At 62.4% G+C, this 17,456-nt stretch carries 16 protein-coding genes; 14 read left to right on the top strand and 2 right to left on the bottom strand.

All coding sequences use genetic code 11. The features are described from left to right. Positions 1-11 precede the first annotated feature (11 nt). Complete coding sequence (gene mltB, locus DBR44_RS08335; protein WP_124643620.1) at positions 12-1,061, bottom strand: lytic murein transglycosylase B; 1,050 nt, start codon at positions 1,059-1,061, stop codon at positions 12-14. Between the two features lie 32 nt (positions 1,062-1,093). Beyond that, positions 1,094-2,110, bottom strand: coding sequence for a heat-inducible transcriptional repressor HrcA (gene hrcA / locus DBR44_RS08330; protein WP_124643619.1), 1,017 nt, complete (start codon positions 2,108-2,110; stop codon positions 1,094-1,096). A 160-nt stretch (positions 2,111-2,270) separates the two neighbouring features. Between hrcA and recA the strand changes: the two genes are divergently transcribed. The 14 genes from recA to DBR44_RS08260 all read left to right on the top strand — a co-directional run bounded on the left by recA (position 2,271) and on the right by DBR44_RS08260 (position 17,419). After that, the gene (gene recA, locus DBR44_RS08325; RefSeq protein WP_124643618.1) at positions 2,271-3,317 is read left to right on the top strand and encodes a recombinase RecA; all 1,047 of its coding nucleotides are present in this window, start codon (positions 2,271-2,273) and stop codon (positions 3,315-3,317) included. Positions 3,318-3,334: 17 nt separating this feature from the next. After that, positions 3,335-3,796: a recombination regulator RecX gene (gene recX / locus DBR44_RS08320; RefSeq protein WP_124643617.1), complete on the top strand. Its 462-nt coding sequence runs from the start codon at positions 3,335-3,337 to the stop codon at positions 3,794-3,796. Positions 3,797-3,908: 112 nt separating this feature from the next. After that, positions 3,909-6,542, top strand: coding sequence for an alanine--tRNA ligase (gene alaS, locus DBR44_RS08315; protein WP_124644019.1), 2,634 nt, complete (start codon positions 3,909-3,911; stop codon positions 6,540-6,542). Positions 6,543-6,730: 188 nt separating this feature from the next. After that, positions 6,731-7,468 carry an ABC transporter substrate-binding protein gene (locus DBR44_RS08310; RefSeq protein ID WP_124643616.1) on the top strand — a complete coding sequence of 246 codons (738 nt, stop codon included), beginning with the start codon at positions 6,731-6,733 and terminating at the stop codon, positions 7,466-7,468. A 291-nt stretch (positions 7,469-7,759) separates the two neighbouring features. Further along, entirely contained in the window at positions 7,760-8,527 is a 768-nt protein-coding gene (locus DBR44_RS08305; RefSeq protein ID WP_103523438.1) for an MBL fold metallo-hydrolase, read from the top strand. 12 nt (positions 8,528-8,539) lie between these two features. Continuing rightward, complete coding sequence (locus tag DBR44_RS08300) at positions 8,540-10,015, top strand: hypothetical protein (RefSeq protein ID WP_124643615.1); 1,476 nt, start codon at positions 8,540-8,542, stop codon at positions 10,013-10,015. Between the two features lie 11 nt (positions 10,016-10,026). Beyond that, positions 10,027-11,463 (top strand): hypothetical protein, encoded by a 1,437-nt coding sequence (locus DBR44_RS08295; protein WP_124643614.1) that lies wholly within the window; start codon positions 10,027-10,029, stop codon positions 11,461-11,463. An 18-nt stretch (positions 11,464-11,481) separates the two neighbouring features. Then, entirely contained in the window at positions 11,482-12,024 is a 543-nt protein-coding gene (locus DBR44_RS08290; protein WP_124643613.1) for an ATP/GTP-binding protein, read from the top strand. A 2-nt stretch (positions 12,025-12,026) separates the two neighbouring features. Then, positions 12,027-12,659 (top strand): roadblock/LC7 domain-containing protein, encoded by a 633-nt coding sequence (locus tag DBR44_RS08285; protein ID WP_124643612.1) that lies wholly within the window; start codon positions 12,027-12,029, stop codon positions 12,657-12,659. 49 nt (positions 12,660-12,708) lie between these two features. After that, positions 12,709-13,071, top strand: a complete 363-nt coding sequence (locus DBR44_RS08280) for a roadblock/LC7 domain-containing protein (protein ID WP_059284502.1) — start codon at positions 12,709-12,711, stop codon at positions 13,069-13,071. Positions 13,072-13,449: 378 nt separating this feature from the next. Further along, a complete protein-coding gene (locus tag DBR44_RS08275) occupies positions 13,450-14,895 on the top strand; it encodes a circularly permuted type 2 ATP-grasp protein (RefSeq protein WP_124643611.1) in 1,446 nt (481 codons plus the stop codon). After that, the gene (locus DBR44_RS08270) at positions 14,889-15,821 is read left to right on the top strand and encodes an alpha-E domain-containing protein (RefSeq protein WP_124643610.1); all 933 of its coding nucleotides are present in this window, start codon (positions 14,889-14,891) and stop codon (positions 15,819-15,821) included. Before DBR44_RS08275 ends, DBR44_RS08270 begins: the two co-directional genes overlap by 7 nt. 27 nt (positions 15,822-15,848) lie before the next feature. Beyond that, positions 15,849-16,637, top strand: a complete 789-nt coding sequence (locus DBR44_RS08265; RefSeq protein ID WP_124643609.1) for a transglutaminase family protein — start codon at positions 15,849-15,851, stop codon at positions 16,635-16,637. Positions 16,638-16,684: 47 nt separating this feature from the next. Continuing rightward, positions 16,685-17,419, top strand: a complete 735-nt coding sequence (locus DBR44_RS08260) for a proteasome-type protease (protein ID WP_103523430.1) — start codon at positions 16,685-16,687, stop codon at positions 17,417-17,419. Positions 17,420-17,456 lie beyond the last annotated feature (37 nt).

Here is a 17,456-nt window from a genome sequence, read left to right as displayed (position 1 = left end):
CTGGCCCGGCCTTACTGGGCCGGGGTCGGCTCGGCTGCCGTGGCGGCCGGCTGGGCCGCCTGCAGCGCCTGGGCATTCAGATAACGCAGGCGCAGTTCGGCGGCCAGTTCCTGTGCCACCTTGGCATACAAGGTGCTCTTGTTATAGCGGGTGATGACGTAGAAATTGTTCAGCCCCAGCCAGTATTCGGTGACCCCGGGCGCGGTTTCCAGCGGCACCAGCACGGCTGGCACCTGGTCGGCCACCTGGGCCTGCGGCAACACGCCACGTGCCTTGAGTTCGCCCACCGTCAGGTGCAGATTGAATTTGTCGGCCACCAGTGCACTGACATCCACACCGGGTTGCACGGCTGCCGGCACGATCACGTCGTCGCCATGACGCCAGCCTTGCAGCTGGAAGTAATGCGCCACGCTGCCGATGGCATCGTCGACGTTGTTCCAGATATCGCGATGACCGCTGCCATCAAAATCCACCGCCCATTTGCGGAAGCTGGACGGCATGAATTGCGGCAGGCCCATCGCGCCGGCGTAAGAGCCTTTCAGCGACAGCGGGTCGATGCGCTCTTCCTTGGCCAGCTTGAGGAATTCGGTCAGCTCGCCACGGAAATACTCGGCGCGGCGCGGGTAGTTGAAGGCGATGGTGGACAACGCATCCGCCAGACGAAAGCTGCCGGTATTGCGGCCGTAATTGGTTTCGATGCCCAGAATGGCCACCACCATTTCCGGCGGCACGCCGTATACCTGCTCGGCACGCTGCAAGGCGGCGGCATGCTGCTGCCAGAAGGCCACGCCGCTCTTCAGCAGGCGCTCGTTATAAAAGCTGGAGCGGAACTGATACCACGGCCGCGAAGTGGAAGGCTTGTCGAGAATGGCGATGATATTGGGCTTGATTTCCACATTGGCAAACACCGCCTCCAGCTCCGGGCGATTGAACACGCCACTGGCGACCTGCTCGTCGATATAGCGCTGTACATCGGGGCGGGCCAGAAAAGCCGCATCGGCTTGCGCCAGGGAAGACATCACGCCGCCGGCAAGGGCGGCAGCCATCAACAATCGTTTCATCAGGGGGTTCCGTTTGGTGCCGTCGTGGCGGCTTAGTAGGAGAGCGCGCTGGAGACCAGTCTGGCGGTGATGTCCACGATGGGAATCACCCGCTCATAGGCCATGCGGGTGGGGCCGACCACACCCAGTGTACCGACCACCAGGCCGTTGATGCGATAAGGCGCAGTCACCACCGAACACTCGTCCAGCGTCATCACACCAGACTCTTCGCCGATGAAAATGTTCACACCCTGGGCTTCCTGGCCCTGGTTGAGCAGCTTCAGCAGTTCGGTCTTGCGCTCGAAAGTGGCAAACAGCTCACGCAGCCGCGACAGGTCTTCCGACAGGTCGCGCACATTCAGCAGATTCATGCCGCCGGCAATCACCACCGCATCACTGGGGCTGCCCAGTGAGCTCTGGCCAAAACGTACTGCGGCCGACATCAGCTCGGTGATATTGCCCTGCAGTTCGCGCAGTTCGGTAGCCACCAGGCTGGCAATGGCGCTCAGGCCCTGGCCGGCGTAATGCTGGCTGATGAAATTGCCGGCTTCGATCAGCTCGCTGGGGCTGTAATCGCGCTCGGTGGACAGCAAGTGGTTCTGCACATCGCCATCCAGCGTCACCAGAATCATCAGGATGCGCCGCTCGGACAGGCGCAGGAATTCGATCTGGCGGAAGGCCACGTCGGAACGCTGCGGCGTCACCACCACCCCGGCAAAATGAGTGAGGTCGGACAACAGGGTGGACGCCGCCTGGGCAATGCGCTGCGGACTGTCCGGCTGCAGGCTGCTTTGCAGCTCGCGCATGGCCAGTTCTTCCAGCGGCTGGATGGTGAGCAGGTGATCGACAAACAGGCGATAGCCCTTGGCCGTGGGAATGCGTCCGGCCGAAGTGTGCGGCGAGGCAATCAGCCCCATGCCTTCCAGATCGGCCAGAATGTTGCGGATGGACGCGGACGACAGCTCCATGCCAGACAGCATGGACAGGGTTTTCGATCCCACCGGCTGACCATCGGCGATATAGCGTTCGATCAGCGTTTTCAGCAGACGTTGTGCGCGCTCGTTCATCATGCTCTCATTTTACCTGACCGGGCGATTCCGGCCAGCCTCTCCATCAATACCATGTTGCGCGTGTTGGCGTCATTTCAAGCTGCCATTCGCATTTGTCGGCTCTTGGCTTTGTGCGATAATCCCCCATCTATTGGTCCCACTACACGCAATTGGAGACAGCATGGCGTCAGAAGACAAGAGCCGCGCATTGGCGGCTGCCCTTGCCCAGATCGAAAAGCAGTTCGGCAAGGGGTCGATCATGCGGATGAGCGACAACCAGATCAATGAAAACCTGCAGGTGGTTTCCACCGGCTCGCTGGGCCTGGACCTGGCGCTGGGTATCGGCGGTCTGCCGCGTGGCCGTGTCGTGGAAATCTACGGCCCGGAATCTTCCGGTAAAACCACGCTGTGTCTGCAGGCCGTGGCCGAAGCACAGAAGCTGGGCGGCACCTGCGCCTATATCGATGCCGAAAACGCACTGGACCCGATCTACGCCCAGAAGCTGGGGGTAAAGGTGGAAGACCTGCTGATTTCCCAGCCGGATACCGGCGAGCAGGCACTGGAAATCTGCGACATGCTGGTCCGTTCCAGCGGCGTGGACGTGATCGTGATCGACTCGGTGGCTGCCCTGGTCCCCAAGGCGGAAATCGAAGGCGAAATGGGCGACAGCCACGTTGGCCTGCAAGCCCGCCTGATGAGCCAGGCCCTGCGCAAGCTGACCGCCAACATCAAGCGCACCAACACCCTGGTGATCTTCATCAACCAGATCCGCATGAAGATCGGCGTGATGTTCGGCAACCCGGAAACCACCACCGGTGGTAACGCACTGAAGTTCTACGCCTCGGTGCGCCTGGACATCCGTCGCGTTGGCGGCATCAAGAAGGGTGACGAAGTCATCGGTAACGAGACCCGCGTCAAGGTAGTGAAAAACAAGGTATCGCCGCCGTTCCGCCAGGCTGATTTCGACATCCTGTACGGCGAAGGCATCAGCCGCGAAGGTGAAATCATCGAGCTGGGCGTCAAGCATGGCTTTGTTGACAAGTCCGGTGCCTGGTATGCCTACAACGGCCAGAAAATCGGCCAGGGCAAGGACAATACCCGCGAATGGCTGAAATCCAATCCGGCCATTGCCCAGGAAATCGAAGCCAAGATCCGTGACGCCGTCGGCATCAAGGTAGAAATTACCGAGAACGACGAAGAGCTGGCCGACGATACGCTGGACGTGTGAAACGCACCGGCTTGTCGATGGAAAAAAGCCTGAAGGCGCGAGCCGTCGATCTCCTGTCCCGCCGGGAATACACCCGGCGGGAACTGGAGCGGCGGCTCGCGCCGTTTGCCGAAAGCCCAGAGCAACTGGCCACCCTGCTGGACGAACTGGCCGAGCGTAACTGGCAGTCCGATAGCCGTTTTGCCCAGCAGTTTGCCGATATCAAGGGTCAGAAATACGGTAGCCGCCGCCTGCAACAGGAAATGCGTCAGCGTGGTGTGGGCAAGGAAGACATCGCCCAGGTACTGGAAGATCGCGACGACCTGAGCCTGGCCCGCAGCCAGTGGGAAAGAAAATTCGGCAGCGTAGCCGACACCCCGCAGGAAAGAGCCCGCCAGATGCGCTTTCTGGCCGCGCGCGGCTTTGGCATGGACATCATCCGCAAGGTGATGGCAGGCAGCCCCATGGATGAAGATTTCCCGCCGGACAGCGCAGACTGAGCGCGGCCGGAGCCGAAGCCCTTGCCAGCCTTGTTGTGGCTTGACACAATCCAGCATGCTCAGCATCAGCCCCCACGCCGATGCCAACGAATTCAATCTCGACGAAAACGACATGAAAACCTCAGAAATTCGCCAGAAATTCCTGGATTTCTTCGCCTCCAAAGGCCACCAGGTAGTAGCCTCCAGTTCGCTGGTACCGTGGGAAGACCCCACCCTGCTGTTTACCAATGCCGGCATGAACCAGTTCAAGGACGTGTTTCTCGGCTTTGACAAGCGCCCCTACAGCCGCGCCACCACCAGCCAGAAATGCGTACGCGCCGGCGGCAAGCACAACGACCTGGAAAACGTCGGCTACACCGCGCGCCACCATACTTTCTTCGAAATGCTGGGCAACTTCAGCTTCGGCGACTACTTCAAGCGTGATGCCATCCACTTCGCCTGGGAATTCCTCACCGGCGAGCAATGGCTGGCACTGCCCAAGGACAAGCTGATGGTGACGGTGTACGCCACCGACGACGAAGCCTTTGATATCTGGAACAAGGAAATCGGCGTACCGGCCGACAAGATTGTCCGCATCGGCGACAACAAGGGCGCACCCTACGCCTCGGACAACTTCTGGCAGATGGGCGACACCGGCCCCTGCGGCCCGTGTACCGAAATTTTCTACGATCACGGCGACCACATCTGGGGCGGCCCTCCGGGAAGCCCGGAAGAAGACGGCGACCGCTTCATCGAAATCTGGAACAACGTGTTCATGCAGTTCAATCGCGACGAAACCGGCGCGATGAACCCGCTGCCCAAGCCGTCGGTTGACACCGGCATGGGCCTGGAACGCATCTCGGCCGTGCTGCAACACGTACACGCCAACTACGAGATCGACCTGTTCCAGAACCTGCTGAAAGCCGCTGCCCGTGAAACCGGCGTGCCTTTCAGCATGGACATTCCCTCGCTCAAGGTGATTGCCGACCACATTCGCGCCTGTTCCTTCCTGATTGCCGATGGCGTGATTCCGTCCAACGACGGCCGTGGCTATGTGCTGCGTCGCATTATCCGCCGCGCCATCCGCCACGGTTACAAGCTGGGTCAGAAGGGTCTGTTCTTCCATAAGCTGGTGGCTGATCTGGCCGCCGAAATGGGCGATGCCTATCCGGAACTGCGCCAGAAGCAGGCCGAGATCGAAGACAGCCTGCGCCAGGAAGAACTGCGCTTTGCCGAAACCCTGGACAAGGGCATGGCACTGCTGGAAACCGCACTGGCCGCCAACAGCAAGGTACTGGACGGCGAAACCGCCTTCAAACTGTACGACACCTTCGGCTTCCCGCTGGACCTGACCGCCGACATCTGCCGCGAACGCGAAGTGGAAGTGGATCAGGCCGGTTTTGACAAGGCGATGGAAGCCCAGCGCGAACGCGCCCGTGCTGCCTCGTCCTTCAAGATGGCCGGCAATGTCGACTATAGCGGTGCCGATACCGTGTTCAACGGCTACGAATCCACCAGCGTGGATGCCAAAGTGCTGGCGCTGTACAAGGGCAATGAAGCCGTACAGCAGCTGGAGGCCGGCGACGAAGGCATCGTGGTGCTGGACAACACCGCCTTCTACGCCGAAGGCGGCGGTCAGGTGGGCGATGTGGGTGAAATCTCTGCCCAGGGCGGCGTGGCTGCACTGTTCGACGTGGCCGACACCCAGAAGGTGCAAGCCGCAGTATTCGGCCACAAGGGCCGTCTGGCCCGTGGCAGCCTGAAGGTGGGCGACAGCGTGAGCGCCACCATCGACCTGCACCAGCGCGCAGCCACTGCACGCAACCACTCGGCTACCCACCTGCTGCATGCCGCCCTGCGCCATGTACTGGGCGAGCATGTCGCCCAGAAGGGTTCGCTGGTGAACCCGGAACGTGCCCGCTTCGACTTCGCGCACAACGAGCCGGTATCGGCCGAACAACTGGCGGAAGTGGAGCGCATCGTCAACCGCGTGGTCATCCATAACGTGGAAGTCAGCGTCGGCCACATGTCCTACGACGACGCCATCAAGGCCGGGGCGATTGCCCTGTTCGGCGAAAAGTACGGCGACACCGTACGCGTACTGAAGATGGGCGACTTCTCCACCGAACTGTGCGGCGGTACCCACGTCAAGCGCACCGGTGACATCGGCCTGTTCAAGATCATCGCCGAAACCGGCGTGGCTGCTGGCGTGCGCCGTATCGAAGCCGTGACCGGCGAAGGTGCCGTGGCACTGGTACAAGCACAGGATGGCGAACTGAAAGCTGCCGCTGCCATCGCTCAGGCCCAACCGGGCGAACTGCTGTCCAAGCTGGAAAAACTGCAGGCCGAACTGAAAGCCGCGCAGAAACAGGCGCAGCAGCTGAAGGGCCAACTGGCACTGGGCCAGCTCGACCAGTTGCTGGCCAGCCAGCAGCAAAGCATCAAGGGCGTGGCTTGTCTGATCTGCAAGATCGAGGACATCGACGCCGCCACCCTGCGCGACATGAGCGACAAGGTGATGGACAAGCTGGAAAGCGGCCTGGCGCTGCTGTCCTGCGTGGCCGACGGCAAGGTCAGCCTGATTGCCCGCGTCTCGAAGGACCTGACCGGCAAGGTCAAGGCCGGCGAGCTGGTCAACCAGGTCGCCCTGCAAGTGGGTGGCAAGGGCGGTGGTCGTCCGGACATGGCACAAGCAGGCGGCACCCAGCCGGAAAACCTGGCAGCGGCGCTCGCCAGCCTGCCGGCCTGGCTGGACGGCAAGCTGTAAACAGCTGACTGTTGGCAAGGATAAAGCCGCGGGGGCATACCCTGCGGCTTTTGTCATTTGCAGCGTTTATACTTTGTTACAGACCGAACGCGGCGAACAATATAGCGCAGCGCCCCTGGGACAAGCAGGCGCAACGCCGCGCCAGGTTTTTGTTAGCTCTAAATGAGCCATCACCGGAGAGCCTGATCATGACTAGCTGCCGCTCACCCCTTGCCCGGCTAGGCCACGCGCTGCTGCTGGCGCTGTGCTTCTGTCTGCCTGACGCTGCCGTGGCCGACGGCAAGCTGCTGGTGGTGACAGAAAACTCTTCCTGGCTCAGCACCATCGACGCCCAGGGCAATGTCGCCGGGCGCAATACCCAGCTGGTCAAAGACATTCTGGCGCATGCCGGGCTGAAGGCCGATATCCAGGTCCTGCCCTGGGCCAGGGCCTATCGCATCGCCGCCACCCGTCCCAATACCCTGATCTACTCCATTGCCCGCACCAGCACACGCGAAAAGCAGTTTGTCTGGCTGGGGCCGCTTGGCCACATGCAGCGGGTTTTCTATCGGCTGAGCAGCGACACCACGGCGGAGCCCCAGTCGCTGGAGCAAGTGAAAAGCTGTTGCAAGGTCTGTGTTGGCAACCACGACGTGCAGGAAGAATTCCTGATCAAAGCCGGTTTCGTGCAAAACAGCCAGTTCCTCACCACCAATAGCCCACAGGAATGCCCGCGACTCTTGCTGAGCGGTGCCGCACAGCTGCTGATTGCCGATCCCGAGCAGCTACGCAGCCAGCTGGCGCGCTTGAAAATGCCGGATGAGCAGTTCCAGCCCGTGCTGAACATGCCGCAAGGCGAGGAACTCTACCTGGCGGCCAACCCGCAAACCGACCCAACCATCGTCCGGGCCATCACCGAGGCCATGCGCCAACTGAAAGCCCATTAGCCAGCGGCAAAGCCACCCTGCGGGGCGCGGTGGGCCGCCGCGTCAGAAGTCCCTGATATTCAATGCACATTCCCTGTGGCACGCAAAACTTATATTCCGATTGAATATTCAGCCTGCATTTCCGCCATCCTTGACTCATATCAAAACGATTTATATCGAAATGAAAATAATAAACACCTTCTCACAAGTATTGATGACGGCGGACAGCAGACTCTAGCCGGGTCGGGCCGCGTCAGCAGAATTGCCTGCCGGATTTCCCCTCTGACGGCAATTTTCACGCAAGGAACAGCCATGGCTCTGGTGCTTTACGATGATGGCAATCACAAATGCGTCGCCTTTACCGAACTGGTACAGGGTGAAGGCATCCAGTCCAACCAGTTTGCCATCATCGACAAGGGTGACGGCATGCTGCTGGACCCCGGTGGCAACCTCACCTACAAGCATCTGATCGCCGAACTGGCCGATTACTTCCTGCCCTCGCACACCCGCTATATTTTTGCTTCGCACCAGGACCCGGACATCATCGCCTCGGCCAATGGCTGGCTGCTGATCACCGATGCCCAGATCATCATCGCCCAGGAATGGGTGCGCTTTCTGCCCCACTTCTGTATTCGCGGTGTGACCGAAGGCCGGCTGATTCCCATTCCGCCGCGCGGCATGAATGTCACGTTGGGCGAATCCACCCTCAAGGTGGTACCGGCGCACTATCTGCATACCGTCGGCTTCTTCCAGGTGTACGACCCCATCAGCAAAATCCTGTTCTCCGGCGACATCGGCGCTTCGCTGATGGATGGCCACGAAGCCGGCAAACCGGTAAGCGACTTCGACGCCCATCTGATCGACAGCCACATGCTGGGCTTTCACAAGCGCTACATGACCAATAACAAGGCCTGCCGGCTGTGGGTGCAAATGGTGCGCCAGCTGGACGTGGAGTGGATCGTGCCGCAGCACGGCGGCTCGTTCAAAGGCAAGGACATGGTCAAGCGCTTCCTCGACTGGTTTGAAACCCTGGAGTGTGGCACGGACCTGATCACCGCCGCCGACTTCACCCTGGATTGAGCGGCACCGCGCATGAACAGTTTCGCCCCCCTGCTTGATCAACTGAGCGCTTCGCCCGAGGCGCTGGCCGCCGTGGCCGTGTTGTTGCTGCTCATCGGCATGACGCTGCGCACCCTGCTGCGTCGCCAGCCCGGCAGCAACAGCATGCCGCGCCGCCCGGATCTGCTGCCCGAAGCCGTCATCCGCCAGCCGGCACGCCCGGCCAGCCCCCCAGAACCTGCAGTAGCGGATGAGACAGCGCCGGAAGACAGCGAAGACCAGACCTTGTCCTACGAGGTGGACGATCTGGACGCCCTGGCGGAAATCGAGGTTTTCCTTGAGTTCGGCTATCTGGAACAGGCCGCCCTCGCCCTGCGCACCTATGTCGATGGCCCGTCCAGCAATGCACCGGCGCATGTCCGCCGCCTGGCCGAACTCTATCTGCAACTGGACTGGATAGACGACTACAGCGACATGCTGGAGCGCCTGCACGAACGCAGCCTGCTGGACCGCCAGCAACTGACCGAGGCGGTATTCGCCGGCCTGCAGCAGGACCCGCAAAACCTGGCCTTGCGCGTACTGGCCGAAAGCCGGCTGGGCTTGGGCATCGAAGAAGTGAACCGGCAACTGGGCGATCAGCTGCCGGCGACGAACAATGAAGACCTGCTGCTGCGCACCGTGATGCAAACCCCGGGCCAGCCGGCCGTGAGTGCGGATGAGGCCGTGCAATTGGCCAGCCAGATGCAGCGGGTACCGCTGCTGGTCGGCCAGGCCGAACTGGCACCGCTCAGCCAGCGCGAAATCGATCTGCTGACCAGCTTGCTGCCAGCGGAGCGGCAAGCGCGCATCCTGCTGGCCTGCCACCAGCCCGCCGCGGCCCTGCCGGCCCTGCAACAGCTGGCCAGCGCACCGGACGCGGCACTGACACGGCTGATCGACACCCTGCGCGCCTGTTATATGACGCGCAACCTGCCGCTGTTCTGCCGCTACCTGTGGCAGTTTCATGTCAGCGTGGGCAATTTCGGTCATCAACTGAAGCAGCAGCTGCTGCAGCTGGGCTGCCAGCTGGGTCAGCACCCGCTGCTGCTCGCGCTGGAATCCCAGCCCGACCGGCTGGCACTGGAAGAACTGGGCCGCCGCTTCGCCTACATCCAGCCGGTGAGCACGCCGCCGCAGTGGCGGCAACTGGTGACGGCGGATCACTCGCCGGCTACTGCCAGCCCGCTCGACAACGCCCTGAGCGAGGCCGAACAGTTCATCGAATTCGGCCAGATCGACATGGCCATCCAGACCCTGGAAACCGCCATTCTCGCCAGTCCGGCCGAGGCCCAGCTTTATCCGCCACTGCTGAACCTGTACGAACACCTGGGCGACCTGGCCCGCTTCACCTGGCTGGCCAAACAGATAAGAGACCGACTCGCCACGCCGCCGGAAGAAATCACCGGCATGCTCGGCCGCTTCGTCCAGACCATGCAACAACGCCTCAACCAGCACCGGCTTGCGGCCTGAGAACCCGGATCATGATGCTCAGCAACGCACCCCAACCCCAGCTCATCACCGTCATGCCGGTGGGCATGGACCCGCGCAAGCTATCGGTCTTCCGCATGGCCTTTCGCATGCACCATTCGCACCAGCTATACCAGTTGCTGGACGAAGCCCCCGGCCATGCGCCCGACCTGGCGATTGTCGATGTCGACAGCGTGGACGGCTGGAATGCCTGGCATGATTTCCGCGCCAGCCACCCGCATCTGCCGGCGCTGATTGTCACCACCACCCCGCCCCGTGCCGGCGAAGCACCGGCTGCCGTGTTGCGCAAGCCGGTGCGCATCGAAACCCTGTTCCCGCAAATGCGCGAACTACTGGCCAATGACCGCACACCAGCCATCCGGCTCAGCACCGCCGTGTCACAGGCAGCGCAAGCAGCTGCCGTCACGCCAGCCGCCGTGGTGGTGCCGGCCAGTTCTGCCAGCTCCCCAAGTCCCGTCAGTTCCGCCAGCGACCACAGCGCGGCTGCCGCCTATGTGGCCAGCGTGGCACCAACCCTGGACGAGGTCATTACCCTGTCGCAGCAGGCCCACCGAGCCGCCGCGGCCGCCCAGCAACAACAGCAAAGCCCGGCCCCGTCCGACCTGCCGCAACTGATGGATCTGCCCGACCCTGTCCCCGAGGCGGAGCACAGTGCAGACACCGCCACCGCGGAAGTGGTGCGCAGCATGCTGCCGGAGGGCCAGAGCAGCCCGGCCAGCGCGGGCGGCAAGATCAGCTTCGAACGTTTCGACCCCAGCGCCGGCCTGTTCGGCCTGGTGGCACGCCTGCTGCGCCAGCGCACCGCCGCGGTGATCCGGGTGCGCGAAGTCCCGGTGCTGGTATTGCTGCCGGCGCAGGACAAGGCGCTGCTGCTGCAACCACTGGGAACCCTGCAGTCGCTGTGCAGTGCCCCCAGCCATGAGGTCGACCAGCAGCCTTATGCCAACAGTGCGGTCACCCCGTCGCCGCTGGAAATCCGCCCGCAAACCCTGGCCTGGCAGCTGGCCATCTGGACTTGCCGAGGCCGGCTGATGCGCGGCATCGCCACCGACACCCCGATCCGGCTGCGCTACTGGCCCAATCTGACGCGGCTGCCTCCCATTCCGGAGGCCATGCGCATCACGGCTTTTCTGACCCGCACGCCGGTCAATCTGAAACTGATTACCCGCCTGCTCAAAGTACCGCCGGAAGATCTGTTCAACTATCTGGCGGCTGCCTACGGCATCGGCATTCTGGATCTGCCCAGCCGCAGCCCCCAGCTGTCGGTCATTTCCACCGAGCCGGTCCGCCCCGGCGGCAAAGTGGAAACGGTGGCAGCCCCCAGCAGCCCGCAGAACAGCAGCCCGGCACCGGCACCCAGTCCGGCCAAGCCGGCGCAGAGCAGCGGCAGATTGCTGTCGCGCCTGCTGAAAAAGGTCATTGGCCTGTAACCAGGAATACGGAATCCCATGCGCGCTTACGATAACAAGATCATCTTCGCCGGCCCGGTTGGCGCCGGCAAAACCACCGCCATCGGTGCCATCAGCGATATCGCACCGGTCACCACCGATGCCCGCGCCTCCGACATGACGCTGAACCGCAAGGACACCACCACGGTGGCACTGGACTACGGCGTACTGATGCTTGACGAGAGCACCAAGGTGCACCTGTACGGCACGCCGGGGCAAGAGCGCTTCGACTTCATGTGGGACATCCTCAGCCAGGGCGGCATCGGCCTGATCCTGTTGCTGGACAATACCCGCGCCAATCCGGTGAAGGATTTGCAGTTTTTCCTCAATGCCTTCCGCGACATGCTCAAGGCGGCACCGCTGGTGATCGGCGTCACCAAGACCGATCTGCGCGCCACCCCCAGCATTGAAACCTATGCCGCCCTGCTGGAAAAATTCGACATGCGGCCACCCATTTTCGAAATCGATGCCCGCTCGCGCGAGGACGTGAAAAAGCTGGTACTGGCCTTGCTGTTCTCCATCGACCCCGGGCTGGAAAGCTGATTATGTCAGACCACCTTTCGCTCAAGGACACGCTCTACCCCATCGCCAGCCCTGCCGGTGCCTACTATGCCGTGTCAAGTCCGGAGCAGGATGCCGCGCGCATTCTGCTGACCCAGATCCTGCGGCTGGGCCATTCCGTACCGCTGACCGAGGCCCTGCTGGAAGAATGGAGTGGCAACGACCTGGGCAAAGGGCTGGAAACACTGTACCGGCTGCAGCGGCTGGAGTTCGTGCACGGCACCGAACAGCCGCGCCCGCCGCTGGCCATCAACCTGGAAAACCAGCTGCCCTCGCTGCTGGCGGCGCTGTCCGGCAACGGGCGCGCCCTGCTGGCCGACGACAACGGCCTGTATTACGCCACCGCCGGCTTTCATCATGAGTCGGCCGAGGAAATCGCCGCCCTGGCCGGCGACATCATTTCGCTGAACCGCCGCCACGCCCTGCTGCTGAAAAACAACCTCAACATCAGCAACCTGGCCTGGGCCATCAGCAATCCGGCCGGCCACAGCGAGCTGGGGTTTTACCCGCTGCATGTCGGGCAGCAATCCTTCGTGCTGGTGATTGGTGGCACACCACGCCTGCAGGACGAACATTTCGTGACGCTGATCGAGCTACTCAGTCGTCGTTACGCTTGAACAAGAAGCAGCCCGCGGCGCGGGCCAAGAATACCCACTGGAGAAAACCATGCGTGAACAGATGCTCAAGTCCATCCTGAGTGACCTTAACGGTGCATCCGCCGACATCGAAGCGTCGGCCATCATCTCATCCGACGGCCTGACCATGGCCGCCCTGCTGCCGCAGGATGTGGACGAAGACCGTGTCGGTGCCATGGCGGCTGCCATGCTGTCGCTGGGCGAACGCACCGCCAAGGAACTGGCACGCGGCGAACTGGAACAGGTGATGGTGAAGGGCGACAACGGCTACATCCTGATGAGCTATGCCGGCCGTGATGCCGTACTCACCGTGATTGCCCGCCGCGAAGCCAAGCTGGGGCTGATTTTCCTCGATGCCAAGCGCGCCGCGCGCAATATCGCCGAAATCCTGTAAGCCCCGCCGTCACGGCAGCAGTACCACGGCAGGCGGTTCTCACGCGCCGCCTGCCCGGCCTCCCCTGCTAGCGGCCAATCAGCCTGCACCATTCTCAAGCCCGCCACGCACCAGCGCAGATCGGCCCGGTTCAATCCGGTGCATACGCGGCAGTTTATGTAGTGCGTCAACCCTGTCTTAAGCAATCCCTATAAAATAAGCGGCCCTGCCCATGTGCTGCACACTGCTGCACACTGCTGCGCACAGCCCCACCTCGCCTCCTTCCTGCCCGCCCCCGCTTGCACCGCCGTGCGCAACCGTCCGCCGCCAGCCTGTTGCCACGGGCTGGGCATGCTTATTGCGTAGTGTTCATCACAAGCCACCAAGGGGGAATGCGCGATGCACCAGATCACACCGCTAGATCACACCCACTACGACGAGATGCTGGCTGCCGGACAGGATGTCCGTCCGTCCTACCAGCATTTTGCCAGCTGGCTGAACCAGGCAGCACCCGACTGGCTGCGCAACAAGCAGGCCGAGGCCGACACCCTGTTTCGCCGCGTCGGCATCACTTTTGCCGTCTACGGCGACGAAAGCGGAGCCGAACGGCTGATCCCTTTCGACACCATCCCACGCATCATTTCCGCCGCCGAATGGAAAACCCTGGAAGCCGGCTGCATCCAGCGCGTCACCGCACTCAACCGCTTTTTGCATGACATCTACCACGAGCAGGACATCCTCAAGGCCGGCATCATTCCGCCAGAGCAGATCCTCACCAATGCCGGCTACCAGCTGGCCATGCAGGGCATAGACCTGCCGCGCCAGGTGTACGCGCACATCGCCGGGGTGGACATCATCCGCCACAGCGATGGCGGCTTTTACGTGCTGGAAGACAATCTGCGCACCCCGTCCGGCGTCAGCTACATGCTGGAAAACCGCAAGATGATGATGCGGCTGTTCCCCGAGCTGTTCGCCAGCCACGACATCACCCCGGTCGAGCACTACCCCAATATGCTGCTGGACACCCTGCGTGCCGTGGCACCGCCCGAGGTGGACAACCCCACCGTGGTGGTGCTCACCCCCGGCCAGTACAACAGCGCCTATTTCGAACACGCCTTCCTCGCCAGCCAGATGGGGGTGGAACTGGTGGAAGGGCAGGATCTGTTCGTCAAGAACGGCCATGTCTACATGCGCACCACCTCCGGCCCGCAGCGGGTGGATGTGATCTACCGCCGGCTGGACGATGCCTATCTGGACCCGCTGGCCTTCAACGCCGGTTCCATGCTGGGCGTGCCGGGGCTGATGTCGGTCTATCGTGAAGGCCGGGTCAGCGTGTGCAATGCCGTGGGGACCGGCGTGGCGGACGACAAGTCCATCTACCCCTATGTGCCGGACATGATCCGCTTTTATCTGGGCGAAGAACCCATCCTGCACAATGTGCCCACCTGGCAGCTGCGCAAGCCGGAAGATCTGGCCTACGTGCTGGACCACCTGCCCGAGCTGGTGGTGAAGGAAGTCCACGGTGCCGGCGGCTACGGCATGCTGGTCGGCCCGGCAGCTACGCAGGAGGAAATCGCCGCCTACCGGCTGCGCATTCTGCAAGACCCGGCCAACTTCATCGCCCAGCCCACGCTGTCGCTGTCGACCTGCCCCACTTTTGTCGAGGCCGGCATTGCCCCGCGCCACATCGACCTGCGCCCCTTCGTACTGTCCGGCAAGAAAGTGCAGCTGGTGGCCGGCGGCCTCACCCGCGTCGCCCTGCGTGAAGGCTCGCTGGTGGTCAATTCATCCCAAGGCGGCGGTACCAAGGACACCTGGATTCTGAAGGAGGACATCACATGCTGAGCCGAATGGCAGGGTGCCTGTACTGGATGGCACGTGATATGGAACGCGCCGAGAACACCGCGCGCTTGCTGGATGTCAGCCTGCAGATGTCGCTGCTGCATGCCTCATCGCAGGACGACTTGCTGGTGCCGCTGGATGTCACCGGCAGCACCGCCAATTTTCTGCAGCGTCACCGCACCCCCACCCCGCAGACCGTATTGCACTATCTGGCGCTGGATGGCGACAACCCCGGCAGCATCTACAACTGCATGCGCAGCGCCCGCGAAAACGCCCACGTGGTGCGGGTAAAGATCACCTCGGAAATGTGGGAACAGGTCAACGGCACCTGGCTGGAAATGCGCGAGTGGCAACGGCGCGGGCTGGATACCCGCAGCGCATCAACCTTTCTGGAATGGGTACGCGAACGCTCGCACCTGTTTCGCGGTGCCGGCTACGGCACCATGCTGCGCAACGACACCTTCCATTTCTCCCGGCTGGGGACGTTTCTGGAGCGTGCCGACAACACCGCGCGCATCCTCAACGTGAAAACCAAGCAGATCAGCGACAACGAGCCGGAAGCGGAAAACATCCTCGACTACTACCAGTGGGCCGCGCTGCTGCGCTCGGTGTCCGGCTTTGAAGCCTACCGCGACATCTACCGCGACAGCATCACCCCGCAGCGGGTCGCCGAGCTGCTGATCCTGCGCAACGACATGCCGCGCAGCCTGCGCGCCTGCTTTGGTGAAATCAACAAGGTACTGGCACGCATCGAAGGCCAGGCCGGCCGCGCCGCGCGCCGCCGCGCCAGCGAAATCCAGGCCCGGCTCACCTACAGCAGCATCGAGGACATCTTTGCCGATGGGCTGGAACAGACGCTGGACAGCCTGATCGACGACATCAATCTGCTGGGCAGCGCAATTCATCACAGCTATCTGGAAACCGCCTGATACCAGGCAACGCCAAAGGATATGGTCATGAGACTCGCCATCAGTCATGAAACGCTGTACCGCTACGACAGCCCGGTGCGCCACAGCACCCAGTATTTGCGCCTGACTCCACAGGGTGGCAATGGCCTGCGCATTCTGGACTGGCAACTGGAATTGCCAGAATCCGCCCATCGCAGCACCGACAGCTACGGCAATATCTTGCACGTGCTGACACTGGACTACCCGCATCAGGAAATCCGCATCAAGGTCAGCGGCACGGTGGAAACCGAGGATACCGCGCCGGTGTGCGACACCCTGCCGCCACTGTTTTTCCTGCGCCAGACCGAGCTGACCACCCCGGACGAAGCACTGCGCAAGTTTGCCGCCGGCTATCGCCAGCCAACCCCCAGCCTGGGCCAGTTGCAGAGCCTGGTCGAGGGCATACGCGAACACATGCCCTTCCTGCCCGGCGAAACCCAGAGCCACACGCCGGCGGCCGATGCCTTTGCCAAGGGGGCTGGCGTCTGCCAGGACCACACCCACGTCTTTCTCAGCTGCGCCCGCCAGCTGGGCATCCCGGCGCGCTATGTCAGTGGCTATGTCTACTCGCCGGCCCACGCCGCCGACCACGTTTCCAGCCATGCCTGGGCCGAAGCCTGGGTAGACGGTGCCTGGCACAGCTTTGACGTGGCCAATGCGGTGGCCGCCAACGAGCATCACCTCAAGCTGGCCATCGGCATGGACTATCTGGATGCCTGCCCGGTACGCGGCGTACGCTTTGGCGGCGGCACCGAAAGCATGAGCGCCCAGGCGCGCGTCTGGCTGGACGGCCAGTAACAAGCCGGCTAGATTGCCTTTAACTCCACCACACAAGTAGCCGCATCATGACTTACTGCGTCGCCATGAATCTGGCATCCGGCATGCTGTTTGCGTCGGACTCCCGCACCAATGCCGGGGTGGACCATGTGTCCACCTTCCGCAAAATGCAGTTTTTCCAGCAGCCGGACGAGCGGCTCTTGGTGCTGCTGTCCGCCGGCAACCTGGCCACCACCCAGAGCGTGGTCAGCCTGCTGCGTCAGCGCGCCAGTGCCGGACGGGACGAGCAGAACATCCTCAACGTCCCCTCCATGTACGATGCCGCCTGTCTGGTGGGCGATACCCTGCGCGAAATCGCCGAGCGCGACGGCCCGGCGCTGAGCCAGTCCAAGATCGAAGTGGGCTGTTCCTTCCTCTTGGGCGGGCAAATCCGGGGCGAGGCACCCCGGCTGTTCAATATCTACCCGCAGGGCAATTTCATCGAAGCCACCCAGGACACGCCCTACTTCCAGATCGGCGAAGCCAAATACGGCAAGCCCATCATCGACCGCGTGGTCAACTACCACACCCCGGTGGAAGACGCCGCCAAATGCGCGCTGATCAGCTTTGACTCCACCATGAAGAGCAATCTGTCGGTGGGCCTGCCCATCGACATGCTGGTGTATGACAAGGACGACTTCGGCCCCGGCATCCACCAGCGCATCACCGAGCAAGATCCCTATTTCCAGCAACTGCATACCGGCTGGGGCCAGGCCTTGCGCGAAGCCTTCGCCGCCTTGCCGCCGATGCGCTGGAAGGAATGAGCCGGCAAGAATTGAGATTGGTCAGCCACATGGCCTA

Origin of the sequence: Aquitalea sp. FJL05 (genome assembly GCF_003852595.1) — a bacterium.
Taxonomy (GTDB): Bacteria; Pseudomonadota; Gammaproteobacteria; order Burkholderiales; family Chromobacteriaceae; genus Aquitalea; species Aquitalea aquatilis.
The sequence above is the reverse complement of the archived record's forward strand: the minus strand, read 5'-3'. Positions and strand labels throughout refer to the sequence as shown.

What these genes read in the sequence shown, in the direction of transcription:
- alaS (WP_124644019.1), top strand. Translation starts at nt 3,909, where the DNA reads ATGAAAACCTCAGAAATTCGCCAGAAATTCCTGGATTTCTTCGCCTCC.
- recX (WP_124643617.1), top strand. Translation starts at nt 3,335, where the DNA reads ATGGAAAAAAGCCTGAAGGCGCGAGCCGTCGATCTCCTGTCCCGCCGG.
- recA (WP_124643618.1), top strand. Translation starts at nt 2,271, where the DNA reads ATGGCGTCAGAAGACAAGAGCCGCGCATTGGCGGCTGCCCTTGCCCAG.
- DBR44_RS08305 (WP_103523438.1), top strand. Translation starts at nt 7,760, where the DNA reads ATGGCTCTGGTGCTTTACGATGATGGCAATCACAAATGCGTCGCCTTT.
- hrcA (WP_124643619.1), bottom strand. Translation starts at nt 2,110, where the DNA reads ATGATGAACGAGCGCGCACAACGTCTGCTGAAAACGCTGATCGAACGC.
- DBR44_RS08280 (WP_059284502.1), top strand. Translation starts at nt 12,709, where the DNA reads ATGCGTGAACAGATGCTCAAGTCCATCCTGAGTGACCTTAACGGTGCA.
- DBR44_RS08300 (WP_124643615.1), top strand. Translation starts at nt 8,540, where the DNA reads ATGAACAGTTTCGCCCCCCTGCTTGATCAACTGAGCGCTTCGCCCGAG.
- DBR44_RS08290 (WP_124643613.1), top strand. Translation starts at nt 11,482, where the DNA reads ATGCGCGCTTACGATAACAAGATCATCTTCGCCGGCCCGGTTGGCGCC.
- mltB (WP_124643620.1), bottom strand. Translation starts at nt 1,061, where the DNA reads ATGAAACGATTGTTGATGGCTGCCGCCCTTGCCGGCGGCGTGATGTCT.
- DBR44_RS08260 (WP_103523430.1), top strand. Translation starts at nt 16,685, where the DNA reads ATGACTTACTGCGTCGCCATGAATCTGGCATCCGGCATGCTGTTTGCG.
- DBR44_RS08310 (WP_124643616.1), top strand. Translation starts at nt 6,731, where the DNA reads ATGACTAGCTGCCGCTCACCCCTTGCCCGGCTAGGCCACGCGCTGCTG.
- DBR44_RS08275 (WP_124643611.1), top strand. Translation starts at nt 13,450, where the DNA reads ATGCACCAGATCACACCGCTAGATCACACCCACTACGACGAGATGCTG.
- DBR44_RS08265 (WP_124643609.1), top strand. Translation starts at nt 15,849, where the DNA reads ATGAGACTCGCCATCAGTCATGAAACGCTGTACCGCTACGACAGCCCG.
- DBR44_RS08285 (WP_124643612.1), top strand. Translation starts at nt 12,027, where the DNA reads ATGTCAGACCACCTTTCGCTCAAGGACACGCTCTACCCCATCGCCAGC.
- DBR44_RS08295 (WP_124643614.1), top strand. Translation starts at nt 10,027, where the DNA reads ATGATGCTCAGCAACGCACCCCAACCCCAGCTCATCACCGTCATGCCG.
- DBR44_RS08270 (WP_124643610.1), top strand. Translation starts at nt 14,889, where the DNA reads ATGCTGAGCCGAATGGCAGGGTGCCTGTACTGGATGGCACGTGATATG.